Raw genomic sequence first — 17,578 nt, forward strand, 5'->3', positions numbered from 1 at the left:
TGGATTTGACCCCATAGATCCAGACACTCTTTCCCGCTTAGGGTTGTGATACCCGACTGCGCAGATATTCCCGAGGGGAACGATACCCCAAGGCGCTGTGCGGGTGGTGCTCGTTGTAATGCTCGAACGCGATCGCCAAATTGCCTACCGCTGTTCGGCTATCCGGCTTCGGCATCATCTCGATATAGTCTCGCTTCATCGTCTTCACGAAGCTCTCCGCGATACCGTTGCTCTGTGGACTCCTCACCGCCGTTGTTCTGGGCTCCAACCCGATTTCTCGTGCGAACGCGCGAGTCTCATGGGCCCGATACACCGAGCCATTATCTGTCAGCCATTCCACCGGTGAGGCCGGCAACGCATCCCCGAAGCGACGCTCGACCGCGCGCAGCATGACATCTTGTACCGTGTCACTGTCGTAACCCCCGGTGCTGGCGGCCCAGTCCAAGGCTTCCCTGTCACAGCAGTCCATGGCGAACGTGACCCGGAGTTTTTCGCCATTATCGCAGCGAAACTCAAAGCCATCCGAGCACCAGCGTCGATTGCTCTCGTTAACGGCGACACGCCCCTTATGTGCCTGCTGAGCCAAGGGAACCGCCGGTTTTCTTTCCAGCAGCAGGCCATGATCGCGCATGACGCGATATACTCGCTTGGCGTTGACGACGGGCAGTCGTTCGGCCTCTGACTGACGTCGTAACAGCGCCCAGACTCGCCGATAACCATAGGAGGGGAGCTCTGCCAGCGCGCCCATGATCCGGGCAAGCAAGGCGCTGTCATCGCGTTGGCGATGCTGCCGGCCATCTCGCCAACCAGGTTTTCGATGAACATGAACGGATAGCTGCGCACGCGATACACCAAGGGCTTGGCTCACCGCCCTTAATCGTCGTCCCCCGGCAACAAGGGCGCATGCGCAATCCATTTTTTTGCTCGACCAACCTCCACAGCTTCTTTGAGGATCTCGTTCTCCATGGTCTTCTTCCCGAGCAGACGCTGGAGCTCTCGGATCTGCTTGATGGCAGCAGCCAACTCTGAGGCTGGAACAACATCCTCACCGGCGGTGATCGCCGTGAGAGAGCCTTCCTGGAATTGTTTGCGCCATTTGAAGAGCTGGTTGGCGTTGACGTCGTGCAAGCGAGCGACATGAGAGACGGTCATACCGGGCTCAAAGGTCTGCTGCACCATGGTGATCTTTTCTTGCGGAGTCCGGCGTCGACGGCGCTCGGCTCCTGTTAACACTTCGGCCATCTTCTCGTTGCGACTAGTACTGAACATAGTTCCAAGACTACCTCTTAAGTTAAGAGGGGCGAAGTGTCTGGATCCTCCAGGGGCCAATCTACGCTCTGCACGGGTTGCCGCCGTGCGCCTTGTCTCTGCACCCACCTCGCACGCTACGACCAGCTCTTGCCACGTTACCTCAGCCACTCCTCCTGCTATGGAACCATTGCTGCTGATTACACAAAAGTAATTTGACGTTACCGTCATTTTTACCAACAAACGCCATCGGCATACTGGCGCCATTCTCCCGTCGGGAGTCACCATTCAAGGAGTTTGTATGCCACTGGCGTTGTTTGCCCTCACCCTGAGTGCCTTTGCGATCGGCACCACCGAATTCGTGATCGTGGGGCTCATCCCCACCATCGCCGACCAACTGCACGTCTCGCTCCCTTCGGCGGGCCTCCTGGTCAGCCTCTATGCCTTGGGCGTCGCCATCGGCGCCCCCGTGCTCACGGCGCTCACCGGCAAGCTGCCGCGCAAGTGGCTGCTGGTCGGGCTGATGGCGCTCTTCACCGCCGGCAACCTGCTGGCCTGGCAGGCCCCCGGCTATGAGAGCCTGATCGTCGCCCGGGTGCTGACCGGTCTGGCCCACGGGGTCTTCTTCTCGGTGGGCAGCACCATAGCCACCGGCCTGGTCCCCAAGGAGAAGGCGGCGAGCGCCATCGCCATCATGTTCAGCGGCCTGACCGTGGCCCTGGTGACCGGCGTGCCGCTCGGCACCTGGATTGGCCAGCAGTTCGGCTGGCGCGAGACCTTCCTGGTGGTGAGCGCACTCGGGGTCATCGCCATGGCCGGCAGTCTGCTGCTGATCCCGGGCAACCTGCCCAAGGGGGCTTCCGCCAGCCTGGGCGAGCAGCTCGCCGTGCTGACCAGAAAGCCCTTGCTGCTGGTCTATGCCAAGACGGCGCTGGGTTACGGCGGTGCCTTCACGGCCTTTACCTTCCTCGCCCCCATCCTGCAGCAGGTGAGCGGCTTCGATGCCAACGCGGTGAGCCTGATCCTGCTGGTCTACGGCGTCTCCGTGGCGGTCGGCAACATCTGGGGCGGCAAGCTCGCGGACAAGATGGGCCCGCTGCCCGCCCTCAAGCTGCTGTTTGCCGGTCTCGCCCTGGTGCTGCTGATGCTCACCTTCACCGCGCCCCATCCGGTGCTGGCGGTGCTCACCGTGCTGGTGTGGGGCGCCTTCGCCTTCGGCAACGTGCCCGGCCTGCAGGTGCTGGTGGTAAAACAGGCCGAGCAGCACACCCCGAACGCCGTGGACGTGGCCTCCGGCCTCAACATCGCCGCCTTCAACGTCGGCATCGCCCTGGGCTCTGTCGTTGGCGGCTTTGTGGTGGAGCACCTGGGGTTGATGCACACCCCCTGGATCGGAGCCCTCATCGTGCTGCTGGCCTATGGCCTGACCCATGCCAGCGAGAAGCGCGAAGCCAGACTGGCGCCGGCAATCTGATCCGCCACGCAAAAGAACGAGAAGGCCGACACCCAGTGTCGGCCTTTTTCATTGGCAAGATGGCGCGGCTCAAGACTCCTTGAGATCCTCATCCGCGGCCCAGCGCGCCTCCAGCCAGAGCAGATTGACCAGGCCGCACAGCAGCGCGAACCCCAGCCCCAGTATCCAGGTGAAATACCACATATCGAAGACTCCTCAATTCCCGTGTCAGTAGAGGCTATGGCCGTGCTCGCGCACCTGCTCGGTGCTCATCTTGCCCCGCGCCACCCAGTAGACCCAGAGGGTGTAACCGATGTTGATGGGCATCAGCACGCCGACGATGCCCAGCATGATAAGCAGGGTGCGCTCGCTGGAGGTGCCGTCCCACAGGGTCAGGCTGCTCGACGGATCCAGGGACGAGGGCAGCACGAAGGGGAACAGGGCGATGGCGATGGTCAGCATCATGGCGGCGCAGGCACCGCCGCTGGCGACGATGGCCAGCCGCGCCCGGCCAAGGGCGCTTGCCAGCGTGCTCAAGAGCGGCAGCAAGAGGCCCAGGGCTGGCACGGCCCAGAGCACGGGGTGCGCCATGAAGTTGCCAAACCAGCCATCCGGCGCCGTCGTTACCTGCTTCATCAGGGGCGTCAGGGCGCCGTTGAGATCCCCGATCCCGGCTATCCGGTAGCCCCGCATCTGGCTGAGCCAGAAGCCGCCCAAGGCAAACAGGGCGCTGGCCAGCGGGCCCAGCCAGCGGCTGTGGCGGGCGCAGCGCGCCGCTATCACCCCTTGGGTCTTGCACTGCAGGAAGCTGGCGCCGTGCAGCATCAGCAGGGCCAGCGCCGTGCCCATGCAGGTCAGGAGCAGCGGCCAGTGGAACTCGAAGGCGCCGTAGTGGATGCGAAGGGCCGAATCGAAGCGAAACGGCAAGCCTTGCAGCAAGAAGCCCAGGGTCGCGCCAAACACCAGGGTCGGCAGCAGGGCGCCAACCACCAGGGCCCGGTCCCACCAGCGGCGCCACAGGGGCTCCGGCAGCTTGCTGCGATAGTCGAAACCGACCGGGCGCAGGAAGAGGCCGAACAGCAGGAACATGAAGGGCACGTAGAGCGCTGAGAAGGAGGCGGCATAGACCAGGGGCCAGGCGGCGAACAAGGTGCCGGCACCGGCGATGAGCCACACCTGGTTGCCCTCCCACACCGGGCCCACGCTGTTGAGCAGCACCCGCCGCTCCTCATCGTCCTTGGCCACCACGGGCAACAGCATGCCGACCCCGAGATCGAAGCCATCCATCACCACGAAGCCGATGAGCAGGAACAGCACCAGCCCCCACCAGACGAGTTTCAGGGTTTCGTAATCCATCAGACGGGACTCCCGTTTTTCAACACTTCACCTTGATAACGACCCGTCTGCAGGCTGGCGGGCCCTTTGCGGATCACGTGACGCAACAAGAACAACTCCACCACCAGCAGCGTGCTGTAGATGAGGAAGATGGCGATCAGGCTGAACCAGAGCTGGCCCGGTTGCAGCAAGGAGACAGACGCCGAGACCGGCAGCACCTCGCTGATGGTCCAGGGCTGGCGACCGAACTCGGCCACGAACCAGCCCGCCTCGATGGCAATCCAGGGCAGCGGTATGCTCCAGAACAGCGCCTTGAGCAGTCGGGTCGATTGCACCAGCCGGCCCCGGCACAGTTGCAGGAAGGCGGCGGCAAAGAGCGCCAGCAACACCACGCCTATGCCCACCATCAGCCTGAAGCTCCAGAACAGCGGCGCCACCTGGGGAATGGAGTCATCGACAGCCTTGGCGATGGCCGCCTCGTCCGCCTTGCCAATCTCCTTGGCATGGGGGGTCAGCAGCAGGCCATAGCCGAGATCGGCGCGGTGGCGCTCGAAGGTCGCCCTGGCCTCGGCATTGCTACCGTCTGAGCGCAGGGTTTCCAGGGCGTCGTACGCCAGCATGCCGCTGCGGATGCGTTTCTCGTGCTGCGCTTTCAGATCCTTGAGGCCCGTCACCTGCTCATCCAGGGAACGAGTGGCGATGATACCCATCAGATAGGGGATCTTGACCGCGGCGTGGGTGGTCTCGGCGCGCTGATCCGGCAGGCCGAACAGGGTGAAGGAGGCAGGGGCAGGCTCGGTGTGCCACTCCGCCTCGATGGCGGCGAGTTTCACCTTCTGCACCTCGCCGGTGCGATAGCCCGACTCGTCCCCGAGCACGATGACCGAGAGGATGGCGGCGAGGCCGAAGCCCGAGGCGATGGCGAAGGATCGCAGGGCGAAGCTCACCTCCATGCGGCGCAGCAGATACCAGCTGCTCACCCCCATCACGAACAGGGAGGCAGCCACATAGCCCGCCGCCACCGTGTGCACGAACTTGACCTGGGCCACCGGGTTGAAGATCACCGCCGCCACGTCGGTCAGCTCCATGCGCATCGTCATGGGGTTGAACTCGGCGCCGACCGGGTTCTGCATCCAGCCGTTGGCGATGAGGATCCAGAGCGCGGAGAGGTTGGAACCGAGCGCCACCAGCGCGGTCACCAGCAGGTGCTGGCCCCGGGAGAGCTTGTCCCAGCCGAAGAAGAAGAGGCCCACCAGGGTGGATTCGAGGAAGAAGGCCATCAGCCCCTCCACCGCCAGCGGGGTGCCGAAAATGTCGCCGACGTAGTGGGAGTAGTAGGCCCAGTTGGTGCCGAACTGGAACTCCAGGGTGATCCCGGTGGTCACCCCCATCACGAAGTTGATGCCAAACAGCTTGCCCCAGAAGCGGGTGATGTCCTTGTAGATCACCTTGCCGGTCATCACGTAGGCCGACTCGGCGATCACCAGGATCCAGGACAGCCCCAGGGTGAGGGGCACAAACAGAAAGTGGAACATCGCCGTCGCGCCGAACTGTATTCGGGAGAGGCTGACCACATCATCCAGGCTTATCATGCATGACTCTCTATGTTGCATTTAACAGGCAGGTTTTCGCCCGTTCAGTACAACACGCGCCATGACACCTATAACAGATGCAGTTATAGTGAAATCCACCTATAACAGTTTGAGCCCACCATGTCCCGCTACGGCCAACTGGCAGATCAACTGCAGCAACAGATAGAGAGCGGCGTCTGGCGAGCGGGGGAGCGCATCCCCTCCATCCGCCAGAGCTGCAAGACCCACAACCTGAGCCCCATGACGGTGCTGCAGGCCTATCAGCTGCTGGAGAGCCGCGGCCTGGTGCTGGCCCGGCCCCAGTCCGGCTACTACGTCAAGGCCGCCGCCTCCCCCCAGCGCATCAGCGCCCCCCGGCAGGCCCGCTACAGCGGATCTGTGGACATCAACGATCTGGTGTTCGAGGTGCTGCAGGCCAGCAAGTCCCGGGAGCTGGTGCCGCTGGGCATGGCGGTGGCGGATCCCGCCCTCTTCCCCCACCCCCAGCTCGGCCGGGCCCTGGGGAGCTGCATGCGCCGGCTCGATCCCTTCAGCACGGTGGCGGATCTCCCCCCCGGCAACGAGATCCTGCGCCGGGCCATCGCCCGCCGCTACGCGGACGACGGCCTGGCGGTGGATCCCCAAGAGATCATCATCACCACCGGCGCCATGGAGGCGCTCTCCCTCAGCCTGCAGGTGCTGACCGAACCGGGAGACTGGGTGGTGGTGGAGTCACCCACCTTCTACGGCGCCCTGCAGGCCATCGAGCGGCTCAAGCTCAACGTGGTGGAGATCCCGGTGCGCCCCGGGGTCGGCATCGATCTCGCCCTGCTGGCCCAGGCGCTCGCCGAGCGCCCCATCAAGGCGTGCTGGCTGATGGGCAACGTCCAGCACCCGCTGGGCCACACCATGCCGGATGGCCACAAGGAGGCGCTGATGCAGTTGCTCAACGCACACCGGGTGCCCCTGGTGGAGGACGACGTCTACGCCGAGCTCTACTTTGGCCGCGAGCGCCCCCGCCCCATCAAGTGCTGGGATGCGCGGGGAGAGAGCCTGCTGTGCGGCTCGTTTTCCAAATGCCTGGCGCCGGGCTTTCGGGTCGGCTGGGTGGTGGCAGGGGCCCATGCCGAGCGCATCCAGCGGCTGCAGCTCATATCGACCCTCTCCACCAATGTGCCGAGCCAGCTGGCGCTCGCCGACATGCTGCGCCAGGGCGGGGTGGACGCCCACTTTCGCCGCCTGCGCCATACCCTGGCCCAGCGCCAGCAGCAGATGCGGGCCGCCCTGCTGCGCCTCTTCCCCGAGGCGAGGATCAGCGCCCCGGATGGCGGCTACTTCCTCTGGCTGGAGTTTGATCACCGCCTAGACAGCCGGGCCCTGCACACACAGGCGCTCGCCTGCGGCTTTTCCCTGGCGCCCGGGGCGCTCTTCTCGAGCCAGGGCCAGCACAACCACTGCCTGCGCCTCAACAGCTCCCATCCCTGGAGCCCGGCGCAGGAGGCGGCCCTTGCCCGGCTGGCGGCGCTGATCCACCAGCAGCTCGGCACCGACCAGGGCTAGCCACTTTGCCTCTGAGCCCGCCTGCGAGGCTGGCTCGCCGTCGACTTCGGCTGCCCCGACTCGACGACGCCGATTTTTTTCTGCTCGGCTGCATCCAATCGCCTCCCTCCTGCGTCTCTTGCTTGAACCTCAATCAAGGAGAGACGATGAAATCCCACCCCCTCTGGCTCGCCCTGCTCTGCTCGGCCCTCATCCAGCCGCTGCAGGCCGCCACCCTCCCCCAGTCTGCCCAGACCGACCCCGTCCATCAGGCCGACGACGGCGTGATCCGCCTCTATGGCCCCGGTGGCCCGGACACCGCCCTGAAACGGGCGGCCGCGGCCTTCCAGCAGGAGACCGGGATCCCGGTCGAGGTCACCGCAGGCCCCGAACATAGCTGGCGCGACAGGGCCGTGAAGGATGCGGATCTCATCTTCGCCGGGGCCGAGCAGTCCATGTCCGCCTACCTGCGAAGCTACCCCTTCCTCGACCCCCAGAGCGCCCACGCCTACTACCTGCGCCGCAGCGTCATCGCGGTGCAGAAGGGCAACCCGGCGCAGATCACGGGGGTGGAGGATCTGATCAGCCGCCCCCTCAAGGTGGTGGTGACCGAGGGACTCGGCAACTACAACACCTCGGGCACCGGCCTCTGGGAAGACATCGCAGGACGCAAGGGCTCCCTGGCCGATGTGCAGAAGCTGCGGCGCAACATCGTCGCCTTCGGGCAGGGCAGCGGTGCGAGCCTGCGGGCCTTCACCAATCAGCGGGCCGATGCCTGGATCACCTGGGTGCACTGGCCCCTGAACCACCAGGACAAGGCCGACTTCGTCGAGATCGAGCCGGAGCGCCGCGTCTATCGCGGCCTGCTGATCAGCAAGGCGCAGGGCGCGGATGCCAGCACCCAGCGCTTCATCGACTTCATCGACAGCCCCAAGGGCGAGCCCTTCTTCGCCCAGGATGGCTGGACCCGTTAACCCTGACCTCCCATAACCCAAAGACCATCGCCAACAGACCCAAGGAGAACGCCATGAACAAGTTCCTCATCAGCCTCGCCTGCCTGCCCCTCGCCTCGGCCTGGGCCCTGGACACCCAGCCCCTGAGCGGCGCCGAGCAGCTGCCCATCGCCCGGATGACCGAGAACGGCAAGGCCTATCTGGTCGATGCCAAGGGCTTCAGCCTCTACCGCTTCGACAAGGATGCCCAAGGAAAATCAACCTGTTATGCTGAGTGCGCCGAGAAGTGGCCGCCGGCATTGGCCAGCGCGGAGCAGGCCAAGGCGGGGGTCGGCAAGGCCGCAGACGCCGGGATAGGCCTGGTCCTGCGCGACGACGGCCGCTATCAGTGGAGCTACCGTGGCCAGCCGCTCTATCGCTGGATCAAGGATGAGCAGCCCGGCCAGAGCAGCGGGGATGGCGTGAAGCATGTCTGGCACCGCGTCCAACTGTGAGGTCTGAGTGAACATCGACAACCAGCAGCTCGCCCACCTGCTCGCCCGCAGCAAGCAGAGGGACAAGCAGGCGTTTGAAGCCCTCTACCAGCTGACGGGCCAGCCCCTGTACGCCATGCTCCACGCCCTGCTGAAAGACAGGCAATGGGCCGCGGACATATTGCAGGAGGGCTTTTTGAAGATCTGGCACGGCCAGAGCACCCATCCCGTCGACTACCCCTGGGCCTGGCTCTGCCAGTGCATGCGCAATCTGGCCATCGACGCCCTGCGGGCGAAGAAGCGCCACGGGGAGACCCCGCTGGAAGAGTCCTGGGAGGAGAAAGCCGACCAGGAGACCCGGCCAGGAGACACAGAGGGGCTTGCCCCCTCTTTCTCCCTCGAGCACTGCCTCGGGCGGCTCTGTGCCGACAAGCGCAACGCCATCGTACTCGCCTATCGCCACGGCCTGAGCCACCAGGAGATAGTCACCCACACCCAGACCCCGCTTGGCACCGTCAAGTCCTGGATCCGGCGCGGACTGGAGGAGCTCAAGCTATGTCTGACCCAGTGACCCCCCAACGCTACCGGGATCCCGCCCTGCGCGAGCGGCTCGCCGGCGAATACGTGCTGGGTACCCTGAGCCCGCGGGTGCAGGGCAGGATGAGCCGGCTAATGGCCCGCGACCCCGACTGGTGGCAGTGGATCGAGCAGTGGCAACAACATCTGGATCCCCTGCTGCATCAACCCCAGCCCGCCCCGCCCCTGCCCCGCAGCGTCTGGCGTAACATAGAGCAGGGGATCTCTCCCAAACCCGGGCCCCATCGCCTGTGGTGGCCGCTCGCCATGGCCGCCTCCCTGCTGCTGGGCCTGTGGCTGCAGCCGCTGCTCCCCTGGCCCTCCGCCCCCATCCAGCCGGTGCGCTACCTGGCCATGATGTCTTCTGCCAATGAGGAAGCCCCCTTCGTGCTGGTGGCCTATCAGGGCAAGCGGCCGGGCCAGTCCAGCATCCGCCTGCAACAGAACCAGGCGAGCCCGCTGCGCCTGCCCACCGACGCCATGCTCTGGATGCGCGACAGGGAGTCGGAGCAGCTGGTGCCCCTGGCCCCCCTCGGGGAGGTCATGGCGGGCCGATTGATGAGCCCGACCGAATGGAAGCAGCTCAAGCAGAGCAGCGAGCTGCTGGTGATGGCGAAGGGGAGCGAGCGCCCGCTCTATCGCGGCCACTGCATCGAGCTCGGCCCCTGGCCGGCGGAGAGCTGAGCACGAGCGCAGTCCCTGCGACAGCAACAAGGCCCCATGACGGGGCCTTGTTCATCGCGCGACTCCCCGGCTTATCGGGCGTAAATCTCCGACTGGCGGGTAAAACCCAAGGATTCGTAAAGTGCCTTGGCACGCGTGTTGAACGACATCACCTCCAGGCGCAGCTGACTCGCGCCCCGGGCCTTGCCCCAGCCGTCACAATGGGCGATCAGCGCCTTGCCGATGCCTTGGGAGCGATGCCCCTCATCGACCACCACGGTACTGATGCGGCAAATGGGCTGCTTGCTGAGAAAAGGGATGGTCTCGTTGATGTCGATGCGCGCGGTCAGAAAGCCCGCCACCTTACCCGCCACCACCGCCACGCAAAACAGCCGACCTTCGGCGGCGATGGCATCGAGCAAGAAGGTGCGCTCCTCGGGGGATGGGGGGCGAAACACCTGTGGGGCCTGCTCGAAGTGGATCTCTCCTATCTGCCGGTTCAGCTCGAGGATGGCGTCGATATCCTGTTCATTGGCCTTGCGAATGTTCACCTGATGCTCCTTGCATGGTGGGCCGGCGGGGATGATAGAGTCTCATCCGTCACCCTTTGGCCTGAGCCCGCATCTTACTGGCTTGCACCGGCAACCAGCAAGCCGCCCTCAGAAAACGACCAGGCCCCGCGATGGGGCCTGGTCGTCAACACGATGGCGCGGCTCAACCCGGCCCGTTCAGCTGGGCCACCTGCCGCTCTATGCTGCCCTTGAGGTTGTCATCGAGCTTCAATGCCCGCGCCAGCTCGTCCAGATAACCGCGCTCCATGAAGTGATCCACCTCGATGGCGAGCAGGGAGGCGAGGTAGACCTCGGTCGCCAGCTCCATGTCGGTCACCTCCCGCGCCAGGACGTGGGGATCGAGGGGGCGGGCCAGCTCGGCGTCGATCCAGCGAGCCGCATCCCGCTCCCCCTGCTCGGTCAGGTACGTCTGGATCTTCTGGCGCTCGGCGGCGTCGATGTGGCCGTCGGCCCGGGCCGCCGCCACCATGGCGCGCACCAGGAGGGCGGCGCGGGCATCCAGCGCATTGCCCTGCAGGGTGTCGAGGGGATGGGTGGGCTGAGCCGGGGCGGACTGCTGGGCCTGCCAGTCCTGATAGAGCTTGTAGGCCAGGCCACCCAGGGCCGCCGCGCCGCCCACCGCCGCCACCTTGGTGCCGTACTTGCGCATCTTCTTGTTGCCAAGCAGCAGCGCCATGGCCCCGGCGGCCAGCCCGCCCTGGGCCATGCCCTTCATCTGGGCCTTGCGCGTGTCACCACCGTCGTCGAGCCAGCCCTTGCCGCTGCTCAGCAGTTGATCGAGTATTTGTTTCATAGCCCCTCCTCGTTGCATAGTGTTTCATGCTGGTTCGCCGCCACTGAACTCAAGGTGAATAAATGCCGCCGTCCCGTCTGTTGCTGCTGACCCTGCTGACCCTGGTGGCGTTCGCCGCCAACTCGGTGCTCTGCCGTCTGGCGCTGTTCGAAGAGCGCATGGATCCGGCGCTGTTCACCCTGCTGCGCCTGACCAGCGGGGCCCTGGTGCTGATCCTGCTCTGTGCGGCCCGCCGCCCCCCGCCGCCCCGCCAGGGGGACTGGGGAGGCGCCCTCTACCTCGTCACCTACGGCGCCGCCTTCTCCTTTGCCTACCTGACCCTGACCGCAGGCACGGGGGCCCTGCTGCTGTTCGCCGCCGTCCAGCTCAGCATGCTGGCCCCGCCCCTGCTGCGTGGCGAGCGGCTTCCCCCTCGCCAGTGGGCCGGCCTGCTGATCGCCATGGCAGGGCTGATCGTGCTGCTGCTGCCCGGCATCCAGGCCCCCGATCCCCTGGGGGCGATCCTGATGATCGCCGCCGGCATCGCCTGGGCCTGCTATACCCTGCGCGCCCCGCGCTTTGCCGACGCCCTCGCCGCCAACGCCGGCCACTTCCTGCGGGCCAGCCTGCCCGCGGCCCTGATCTACCTGTTGCTGGGACGGCTCGACGCCAGCCCGACCGCCATCGCCTACGCCCTGGCCTCAGGGGCGCTCGCCTCCGGCCTGGGCTATGCCCTCTGGTATCGGGTGCTGCCCCAGCTGGGGCGCACCCTGGCCGCCAGCGCCCAGTTGCTGGTTCCCCTGCTCGCCGCCCTGGCCGGGCTCGTCTGGCTGGATGAGTCGTGGTCATGGCGCTTGTTGCTGTCGTCCCTGGGCATCCTGGGAGGGATTGCCCTGGTCATCGCGGGACGCCCCCCGCAAGGAGACAAACCATGAAGAAGATTGTCATACTGCTGCTCGGTTGCACCTTCGCCACTGGCCTGCTCGCCGCAGTGCAGGACAGGGAAACCCATCAGGCCGGTCTGGATCGGGCCTGCGCCAACGCCCAGCAACAGCTGATCGTGCAGGGCAGGCAGCAGCGCATCGACGCCTGCATCAAGGCGGGTGGCAAGGCAACCCGATGCCAGCAGGAGTACGCCAGCTTCGGCCAGCGCGAGGGCAACAAAAGGCCCGATTTTTCGACCCTGCCTCCCTGCCAGCAGGCCGAGGCGTATCGCAAGAGTTACCGGCAATGAGCCGGATACAAGGAGAGCGCATGACCCCACCCCGCGAGCTGACCCTGCAGTTCCTGGCCGAGCCCGCCGACGTCAACTTCGGCGGCAAGGTCCATGGCGGCATGGTGATGAAGTGGATCGATCAGGCGGGCTACGCCTGCGCCGCCGGCTGGTGTGGCGGCTATGCCGTCACCGTCTACGTGGGGGGGATCCGCTTCCTGCGTCCCATCCAGATAGGCCAGCTGGTGGAGGTGCACGCCAAGGTGATCCACACGGGCACCACCAGCATGCACCTGGCGGTGGATGTCTACAGCCGCCACCCCACCGACCCCGAGCGCCACAAGACCACCCACTGCATCATCATCTTCGTGGCCATGGACGAGCAGGGCAACCCGACCCGGGTCCCCCAGTGGCAACCGGTGAGCGAGGGCGATCTGCAGTTGCAGCAGTACGCCAGGAAGCTGATGGCCCTGCGCGAGGAGATAGACAAGGAGATGCGCCAGCACCTGTGAAGGGAAGCCCGCAACCGGGGCGTGTTTCACGGGCCGCCGGCGCTATAATGGCGCCCCCCATCCACGAGAGAACACAATGTCACTGGAAACCGCCCCCGCCGAGGTGCAGCTCGCCGTCGATCTGATCGAGCTGCTTGAGACCAACCAGATAGCCCCCGAGCTCGCCCTGGCGGCGCTCGCCATCGTCCGTCAGGACTATGAGCGCAAGCTGAGGGAGGGCCGGGATCACTGACCCTGTCACCGGAGACGCCATGTCAGAGCCCATCCGCTTCGAGACCGGCAGCGCCATGCTGCTTGGCGGCCTGCGCCGCCACCACGAGTTCCAGCACGCCGACTTCGGCGGCCAGTGGCGTGACTTCGGCGCCTTCACGCCCCTGCCTGGCCAGCTCGGGGAGCACGCCTACGGCGTCATCTGCGGCGTGACCCCCACGACCTGCGAATATATGTGCGCGGTGGAGGTCGCCGCCCTGGAGGTGCTGCCCCCCGGGCTCGGCCGGATGCGCATCACGCCCCAGACCTATGCGGTCTTCCGCCATCTGGGCCATGTCTCCACCATGCCCCAGACCTGGCAGGGAGCCCTCGACTGGCTGGCCGGCTCCGGCTGGGAGTCGGCCCACAAGCCGGACTTCGAACGCTACGGCGCCGACTTTGACGCCGCCACCGGCAGCGGCGAGGTGGAGCTCTGGCTCGCCGTGGTGCCGAGGCACTCCCTGGCTTGAGCCATCGGGCCCGGGGTTGTGCCTACCTCGGTCCCATCACCTCGTCACAGAGCGCCATCAGGGCCTCCCCCAACCGGGCGAGGGGCTCGCTCGTGCCAGGCCCCTGATGCAGGGCCAGCTCCACCGGGCGCACCTCGGGCCAGCCTGTCAGCACCACCTGATCCGGTTGCCGCAAGCGGGCGGGCAGCAGGCTGACCCCTATCCCGGCGCTCACCGCGCCCTGCAGGCTGGCGAGGCTGGCGCTCACATAGGCGATGCGCCAGGGGATCCCCTCGGCATCCAGGGCGTCGGTGATCTGGCGCCGGTAGAGCCCCTCGCTCGGAAACACCGCCAGGGGCAGCGGCACTCGCCCGGCGGCGGGCCACTCCCGGCTGTCGACCCAGGCGAGCGGCTCGCGCCAGCGGGCGATGGGCTCCCCCTGCCCGCCCCCCTGCTTGATCAGGGCCAGATCCAGCTCCCCCGCCTCGAACCCCTGCCACAGGGCGTGACTGAGATCGCTGTGCACCTCCAGCCTCACCTCGGGATGCTGACGGGCAAAGCTGGCCAGCACCCTGGTCATGGCCCCCGCGGCGAAATCCTCAGGCACCCCGAGGCGCAGGGGCAGGCTCGCCTCCCCCACCCGCTCGCTCGCCCGGGCCAGCAGCCCCAGGATGCGGCGCGCCAGGCCGAGCAGGGTCTCCCCCTGGGCCGTGGTCACCACCTGGCGACCGGAGCGGTCGAGCAGGGTGCAGCCGAGCTGCTGCTCGAGGCGACGCATCTGCTGGCTCAGGGTGGACTGGGTCAGGTGGACCCGCTCGCCGGCGCGGGTAAAGCTGCCGGTCTCGACGATGGCGACGAAGCTGCGCAGCAGTTGGGGATCCAGCAGGGGGCGCTCCATGGGTCACTCCATTTAGAAAATCACTGAAAGTCATTTTATCATTTAATTTCCAAATGATGTGGCGACCCTCTAGGCTGCGTCCATCCCTTGTCTTTTTCCAGAATGCCCCATGCCACACCCCAGCCAGTCCGGTGACCGCCTCCTTCGCACCCTCACCGCCCTCTCGTCCCCCAGCCATCAGGAGTGGCTGGAGCAGGCCCTGCACCTGGCCCTGACCCACCGCCAGCAAGGAGGCCGCCCCTTCGCCGCCCTGCTGGTGCGGGACAACCGGCTGGTGGCGAGCGCCGTCAACCGCATGCTGGAGGACGGCGACCCCACCCGCCACGCGGAGCTGGAGGCGCTGCGGGAAGGGAGCCGTCAGGGGCCGCTGGCCGGTGCCATCGTCTATGCCAGCGGCCACCCCTGCCCCATGTGTCTGTCCGCCCTGGTGATGAACGGCATCCAGGCGGTCTACTACGCCTTCGACAACGCAGACGCCGCCCCCTTCGGCTTTGACAGCGGCGCCGCCTACGACAGGCTTAGGCTGCCGCTCTGCCCGCCGCCCCTGCCCCTCGTCAAGCTGGCGAGCCCCATCCCGGCCGAGGCCCTCTACGGCCCCCTGCCCCATGCATAAGCGCCTCATCCCCGCTGGCAGCGGCGCCCTGCTGATGCTGGTGATCCTGATCGCCCTCAACCTGCGCCCCTTCCTCACCGCCATCGGTCCCCTGGCGCCCCAACTAGACGCCAGGCTGGCCCTCGGGATGGACACCCTGGCCTGGGTCACCCTGCTGCCGCTCTGGCTTATCGGGGTCGGCGTCCTGCTCACCCCGGCGCTTCTTGGCCGCACGGGGCCGCGTCCCCTGCTCGGGGCGGCCCTGCTGCTGCTCGCCCTCGGCAACGCCCTGCGCGTCGAGCTGGCGAGCGGCGCCCTGCTCATCGCCAGCGCCGCCCTCTGCGGCCTGGGTTCGGCCCTGGTGCAGGGGGTCTTGCCCGGCCTCATCAAGCAGGGCTTCGCCCGCAAGGTGCCCCTGGTGATGGGGATCTTCTCCGCCTGCATGATGGGGGGCGGGGCGCTGGGGGCCGTGCTCACCCCGCGCCTCGCCGAGCATATGGACTGGTCCAGGGCGCTGGCGCTCTGGAGCCTGCCGGTGCTGCTGGCCCTCGGCTGGCTCGCCTGGCGGGTGCGGCTGCCTGCGGCGCCGGTGGCGGTATCCGGCGGCGGCGAGCAGCGCCTCATCAACCTGCCCCGCACCTGGCTGCTCATCGCCTGCTTTGGCATCATCAACAGCGGCTACGGCATCGTCGTGGCCTGGCTGGCCCCGGCCTACATGGCGGCGGGCTGGAGCGCCCAGCAGGGGGGCGAGCTGGTGGCCTGGCTCGCCCTGGCCCAGACCGCGAGCGGCCTCGGCCTGCCCCTGCTGGCGACCGGTCGGCTGGACAGACGCCCCTGGATGGCACTCGCCATCGCCTTGCAGCTGGCGGGTTTTGGCGGTCTCTGGCTGGCGCCGACCAGCGCCCCCATTCTCTGGTGCCTGCTGTGTGGCGCCGGGCTTGGGGGGAGCTTCTCCCTCATCATGGTCATTGCGCTCGATCACCTGCCGGACCCGCGCCGCGCCGGCGCCCTCTGCGCCCTGATGCAGGGGGTCGGCTTCATGGTGGCGGCCACCGGCCCCTGGGTGGCGGCCCGGCTGCACAACTTGAGCGGTGACTTCGCCACCGCCTGGCAGTGGCAGCTCGGCGCCCTGATGCTGATGAGCCTGCTGGTGCTGCGCCTCGACCCCCGCCACTACCCAGGCGCGATGCGCCTGCCTCGAAGCCAGGCCGAGACAATGGCTATGCCGGCGCCCGACAACACGCCAGCCTGATCCGACCCCCTTGCCCTGACGTCACTGTGCCCCAAAACAAGACACCGGCCAGGGGCCGGTGTCTTGTTTTGTGGACGCGGGGGATGTCGGGGGGCTCAGCGCCCCTTCTTCTGACGCCCGCCCTGCCCTGTGCGCGGCTTGCCCTGGGCTGGTTTGGCCCCCTTGCCGGGCGCACCCTTGCCCTGGCCGCCTTTGCCTGAGGGGCTCTTCCTCTCGAAGGCCTCGGGGCCCGGCACATTGGGGCGACCGCCGATCTCGTGATCGTCGCTGCGCCGCGGCTTCTTGACCTGGGCCGGCGTGCCGGCCGCAGCCGCCTTGGGCTTGGCAACCTGAGCCCCCTTGGCCGGTTTGGCCTCGGAGGAGGAGTCCTCGATCAGCTTGAACAGCTCGATCAGCTCGTCGTCGGTGAGATCGCGCCACTCCCCTACCGGCAGCCCCTTGAGGCTGACGTTCATGATGCGGATCCGCTCGAGCTTGGTCACCTCGAAGCCGAAGTGCTCGCACATGCGGCGGATCTGGCGGTTGAGCCCCTGCACCAGGGTGATGCGAAACACGAACGGCGCCTCTCTCTTCACCTTGCACTTCCTGGTGACGGCGCCGAGGATGGGCACCCCGGCCGCCATGCCCCTGACGAACTCGTCGGTCACCGGCTTGTCCACGGTCACCAGGTACTCTTTCTCGTGATCGTTGCCCGCCCGCAGGATCTTGTTCACCAGATCCCCGTGGTTGGTGAGGAAGATGAGCCCCTGGGAGTCCTTGTCGAGCCGGCCGATGGGGAAGATGCGGGTGCTGTGGTTCACGAAGTCGACGATGTTGTCCTTCTCCCCCGCCTCCGTGGTGCTGACGATGCCCACCGGCTTGTTGAGGGCGATGAAGACCAGGCTGTCGGCTTCCCGCGGCTCGATCACCTGGCCATTGACCTTCACCAGATCCCCGGCAAACACCTGATCCCCCACCCCGGCCCGCTTGCCGTTGATGAAGACGTTGCCCTGCTCGATGAAGCGGTCGGCCTCGCGGCGCGAGCAGATGCCGCTCTCGCTGATGTATTTGTTCAGGCGCATGGATTCATCGGCCAGCATGAGGCACCTCCCGGGTCGCGAGGGCTGTCGGGATGGTCGGCTGGCTCAGCCGGCGTGTGGTCGGGTTCGTCTGCATACAACTCCATGGAAAAAAGGGCCCGTGCCCTGCATGTTCGGCAAAAAACGCCGCTACAGTAGCACATCGCCCCCTCCCGCGCCCGGTCCCCGTCGCCGGATTG

General features: G+C 66.6%; 21 protein-coding genes. 13 read left to right on the forward strand and 8 right to left on the reverse strand.

Annotated elements, in window-relative coordinates; genetic code table 11:
- Window positions 1–37 precede the first annotated feature (37 nt).
- A protein-coding gene (locus AB5Y72_RS01635; RefSeq protein ID WP_270822696.1) for an IS3 family transposase occupies window positions 38–1,242 on the reverse strand; the annotation gives its coding sequence in 2 pieces (ribosomal slippage) (window positions 38–924 and window positions 924–1,242; 1,206 coding nt in all).
- 307 nt (window positions 1,243–1,549) lie between these two features.
- Between AB5Y72_RS01635 and AB5Y72_RS01640 the strand changes: the two genes are divergently transcribed.
- Window positions 1,550–2,722, forward strand: a complete 1,173-nt coding sequence (locus AB5Y72_RS01640; RefSeq protein ID WP_216989942.1) for an MFS transporter — start codon at window positions 1,550–1,552, stop codon at window positions 2,720–2,722.
- A gap of 69 nt (window positions 2,723–2,791) precedes the next feature.
- Here the strand turns inward: AB5Y72_RS01640 and cydX are convergent, their stop codons facing one another.
- The 3 genes from cydX to AB5Y72_RS01655 are packed head-to-tail and all read right to left on the reverse strand — an operon-like array spanning window position 2,792 to window position 5,628.
- Window positions 2,792–2,905 (reverse strand): cytochrome bd-I oxidase subunit CydX, encoded by a 114-nt coding sequence (gene cydX, locus AB5Y72_RS01645; protein WP_005310033.1) that lies wholly within the window; start codon window positions 2,903–2,905, stop codon window positions 2,792–2,794.
- Window positions 2,906–2,929: 24 nt separating this feature from the next.
- Window positions 2,930–4,057, reverse strand: a complete 1,128-nt coding sequence (cydB, locus tag AB5Y72_RS01650) for a cytochrome d ubiquinol oxidase subunit II (protein WP_325782427.1) — start codon at window positions 4,055–4,057, stop codon at window positions 2,930–2,932.
- The gene (locus AB5Y72_RS01655; RefSeq protein ID WP_209791546.1) at window positions 4,057–5,628 is read right to left on the reverse strand and encodes a cytochrome ubiquinol oxidase subunit I; all 1,572 of its coding nucleotides are present in this window, start codon (window positions 5,626–5,628) and stop codon (window positions 4,057–4,059) included. The genes cydB and AB5Y72_RS01655 overlap by 1 nt, the downstream gene beginning before the upstream one ends.
- Before the next feature lie 120 nt (window positions 5,629–5,748).
- Here AB5Y72_RS01655 and AB5Y72_RS01660 point away from each other — a divergent pair, with 120 nt between their 5' ends.
- From AB5Y72_RS01660 to AB5Y72_RS01680, 5 genes are all read left to right on the forward strand, one after another.
- Window positions 5,749–7,167 carry a PLP-dependent aminotransferase family protein gene (locus tag AB5Y72_RS01660; protein ID WP_325782428.1) on the forward strand — a complete coding sequence of 473 codons (1,419 nt, stop codon included), beginning with the start codon at window positions 5,749–5,751 and terminating at the stop codon, window positions 7,165–7,167.
- A 146-nt stretch (window positions 7,168–7,313) separates the two neighbouring features.
- The gene (locus tag AB5Y72_RS01665; RefSeq protein ID WP_325782429.1) at window positions 7,314–8,120 is read left to right on the forward strand and encodes a substrate-binding domain-containing protein; all 807 of its coding nucleotides are present in this window, start codon (window positions 7,314–7,316) and stop codon (window positions 8,118–8,120) included.
- Between the two features lie 53 nt (window positions 8,121–8,173).
- Window positions 8,174–8,593 (forward strand): hypothetical protein, encoded by a 420-nt coding sequence (locus tag AB5Y72_RS01670; protein WP_325782430.1) that lies wholly within the window; start codon window positions 8,174–8,176, stop codon window positions 8,591–8,593.
- 7 nt (window positions 8,594–8,600) lie between these two features.
- Window positions 8,601–9,143, forward strand: a complete 543-nt coding sequence (locus AB5Y72_RS01675; RefSeq protein ID WP_209791537.1) for an RNA polymerase sigma factor — start codon at window positions 8,601–8,603, stop codon at window positions 9,141–9,143.
- Window positions 9,128–9,832, forward strand: coding sequence for a hypothetical protein (locus AB5Y72_RS01680; RefSeq protein ID WP_325782431.1), 705 nt, complete (start codon window positions 9,128–9,130; stop codon window positions 9,830–9,832). The genes AB5Y72_RS01675 and AB5Y72_RS01680 overlap by 16 nt, the downstream gene beginning before the upstream one ends.
- A 71-nt stretch (window positions 9,833–9,903) precedes the next feature.
- Here AB5Y72_RS01680 and AB5Y72_RS01685 read toward each other — a convergent pair whose 3' ends face one another.
- Window positions 9,904–10,362 (reverse strand): GNAT family N-acetyltransferase, encoded by a 459-nt coding sequence (locus tag AB5Y72_RS01685; protein ID WP_042077063.1) that lies wholly within the window; start codon window positions 10,360–10,362, stop codon window positions 9,904–9,906.
- Between the two features lie 163 nt (window positions 10,363–10,525).
- Window positions 10,526–11,176: a tellurite resistance TerB family protein gene (locus tag AB5Y72_RS01690; RefSeq protein WP_209791534.1), complete on the reverse strand. Its 651-nt coding sequence runs from the start codon at window positions 11,174–11,176 to the stop codon at window positions 10,526–10,528.
- Between the two features lie 62 nt (window positions 11,177–11,238).
- Between AB5Y72_RS01690 and AB5Y72_RS01695 the strand changes: the two genes are divergently transcribed.
- The 5 genes from AB5Y72_RS01695 (at window position 11,239) to AB5Y72_RS01715 (ending at window position 13,599) form a co-directional block, all read left to right on the forward strand.
- Window positions 11,239–12,090 carry a DMT family transporter gene (locus AB5Y72_RS01695; RefSeq protein WP_209791533.1) on the forward strand — a complete coding sequence of 284 codons (852 nt, stop codon included), beginning with the start codon at window positions 11,239–11,241 and terminating at the stop codon, window positions 12,088–12,090.
- Entirely contained in the window at window positions 12,087–12,389 is a 303-nt protein-coding gene (locus tag AB5Y72_RS01700; protein WP_042077067.1) for a hypothetical protein, read from the forward strand. Before AB5Y72_RS01695 ends, AB5Y72_RS01700 begins: the two co-directional genes overlap by 4 nt.
- 20 nt (window positions 12,390–12,409) lie before the next feature.
- Complete coding sequence (locus AB5Y72_RS01705; protein WP_042077068.1) at window positions 12,410–12,880, forward strand: acyl-CoA thioesterase; 471 nt, start codon at window positions 12,410–12,412, stop codon at window positions 12,878–12,880.
- Between the two features lie 76 nt (window positions 12,881–12,956).
- A complete protein-coding gene (rsmS, locus tag AB5Y72_RS01710) occupies window positions 12,957–13,112 on the forward strand; it encodes a pleiotropic regulatory protein RsmS (RefSeq protein ID WP_209791532.1) in 156 nt (51 codons plus the stop codon).
- 19 nt (window positions 13,113–13,131) lie between these two features.
- Window positions 13,132–13,599 carry a GyrI-like domain-containing protein gene (locus tag AB5Y72_RS01715; protein ID WP_042077069.1) on the forward strand — a complete coding sequence of 156 codons (468 nt, stop codon included), beginning with the start codon at window positions 13,132–13,134 and terminating at the stop codon, window positions 13,597–13,599.
- 22 nt (window positions 13,600–13,621) lie between these two features.
- On the opposite strand, the gene AB5Y72_RS01720 is transcribed toward AB5Y72_RS01715, so the two are convergent.
- On the reverse strand, window positions 13,622–14,464 hold the full coding sequence (locus AB5Y72_RS01720) for a LysR family transcriptional regulator (protein ID WP_219144334.1): 843 nt from the start codon (window positions 14,462–14,464) through the stop codon (window positions 13,622–13,624).
- Between the two features lie 121 nt (window positions 14,465–14,585).
- Here AB5Y72_RS01720 and AB5Y72_RS01725 point away from each other — a divergent pair, with 121 nt between their 5' ends.
- Both AB5Y72_RS01725 and AB5Y72_RS01730 read left to right on the forward strand, forming a co-directional pair.
- Window positions 14,586–15,089, forward strand: a complete 504-nt coding sequence (locus AB5Y72_RS01725) for a nucleoside deaminase (protein ID WP_325782433.1) — start codon at window positions 14,586–14,588, stop codon at window positions 15,087–15,089.
- Window positions 15,082–16,320 (forward strand): MFS transporter, encoded by a 1,239-nt coding sequence (locus AB5Y72_RS01730; protein ID WP_325782434.1) that lies wholly within the window; start codon window positions 15,082–15,084, stop codon window positions 16,318–16,320. Before AB5Y72_RS01725 ends, AB5Y72_RS01730 begins: the two co-directional genes overlap by 8 nt.
- Window positions 16,321–16,415: 95 nt before the next feature.
- Here the strand turns inward: AB5Y72_RS01730 and rluF are convergent, their stop codons facing one another.
- Window positions 16,416–17,399: a 23S rRNA pseudouridine(2604) synthase RluF gene (gene rluF / locus AB5Y72_RS01735; protein WP_209791528.1), complete on the reverse strand. Its 984-nt coding sequence runs from the start codon at window positions 17,397–17,399 to the stop codon at window positions 16,416–16,418.
- Between the last annotated feature and the right edge of the window lie 179 nt (window positions 17,400–17,578).

Source organism: Aeromonas sp. R7-4, from assembly GCF_040908055.1.
GTDB classification, from domain to species: Bacteria; Pseudomonadota; Gammaproteobacteria; order Enterobacterales; family Aeromonadaceae; genus Aeromonas; species Aeromonas sanarellii.

Bases quoted from the DNA above. Each gene is read 5' to 3' on its own strand.
- AB5Y72_RS01640 (WP_216989942.1), top strand. From the start codon at position 1,550: ATGCCACTGGCGTTGTTTGCCCTCACCCTGAGTGCCTTTGCGATCGGC.
- cydX (WP_005310033.1), bottom strand. From the start codon at position 2,905: ATGTGGTATTTCACCTGGATACTGGGGCTGGGGTTCGCGCTGCTGTGC.
- cydB (WP_325782427.1), bottom strand. From the start codon at position 4,057: ATGGATTACGAAACCCTGAAACTCGTCTGGTGGGGGCTGGTGCTGTTC.
- AB5Y72_RS01655 (WP_209791546.1), bottom strand. From the start codon at position 5,628: ATGATAAGCCTGGATGATGTGGTCAGCCTCTCCCGAATACAGTTCGGC.
- AB5Y72_RS01660 (WP_325782428.1), top strand. From the start codon at position 5,749: ATGTCCCGCTACGGCCAACTGGCAGATCAACTGCAGCAACAGATAGAG.
- AB5Y72_RS01665 (WP_325782429.1), top strand. From the start codon at position 7,314: ATGAAATCCCACCCCCTCTGGCTCGCCCTGCTCTGCTCGGCCCTCATC.
- AB5Y72_RS01670 (WP_325782430.1), top strand. From the start codon at position 8,174: ATGAACAAGTTCCTCATCAGCCTCGCCTGCCTGCCCCTCGCCTCGGCC.
- AB5Y72_RS01680 (WP_325782431.1), top strand. From the start codon at position 9,128: ATGTCTGACCCAGTGACCCCCCAACGCTACCGGGATCCCGCCCTGCGC.
- AB5Y72_RS01690 (WP_209791534.1), bottom strand. From the start codon at position 11,176: ATGAAACAAATACTCGATCAACTGCTGAGCAGCGGCAAGGGCTGGCTC.
- AB5Y72_RS01695 (WP_209791533.1), top strand. From the start codon at position 11,239: ATGCCGCCGTCCCGTCTGTTGCTGCTGACCCTGCTGACCCTGGTGGCG.
- AB5Y72_RS01700 (WP_042077067.1), top strand. From the start codon at position 12,087: ATGAAGAAGATTGTCATACTGCTGCTCGGTTGCACCTTCGCCACTGGC.
- AB5Y72_RS01705 (WP_042077068.1), top strand. From the start codon at position 12,410: ATGACCCCACCCCGCGAGCTGACCCTGCAGTTCCTGGCCGAGCCCGCC.
- rsmS (WP_209791532.1), top strand. From the start codon at position 12,957: ATGTCACTGGAAACCGCCCCCGCCGAGGTGCAGCTCGCCGTCGATCTG.
- AB5Y72_RS01715 (WP_042077069.1), top strand. From the start codon at position 13,132: ATGTCAGAGCCCATCCGCTTCGAGACCGGCAGCGCCATGCTGCTTGGC.
- AB5Y72_RS01725 (WP_325782433.1), top strand. From the start codon at position 14,586: ATGCCACACCCCAGCCAGTCCGGTGACCGCCTCCTTCGCACCCTCACC.
- AB5Y72_RS01730 (WP_325782434.1), top strand. From the start codon at position 15,082: ATGCATAAGCGCCTCATCCCCGCTGGCAGCGGCGCCCTGCTGATGCTG.
- rluF (WP_209791528.1), bottom strand. From the start codon at position 17,399: ATGCTGGCCGATGAATCCATGCGCCTGAACAAATACATCAGCGAGAGC.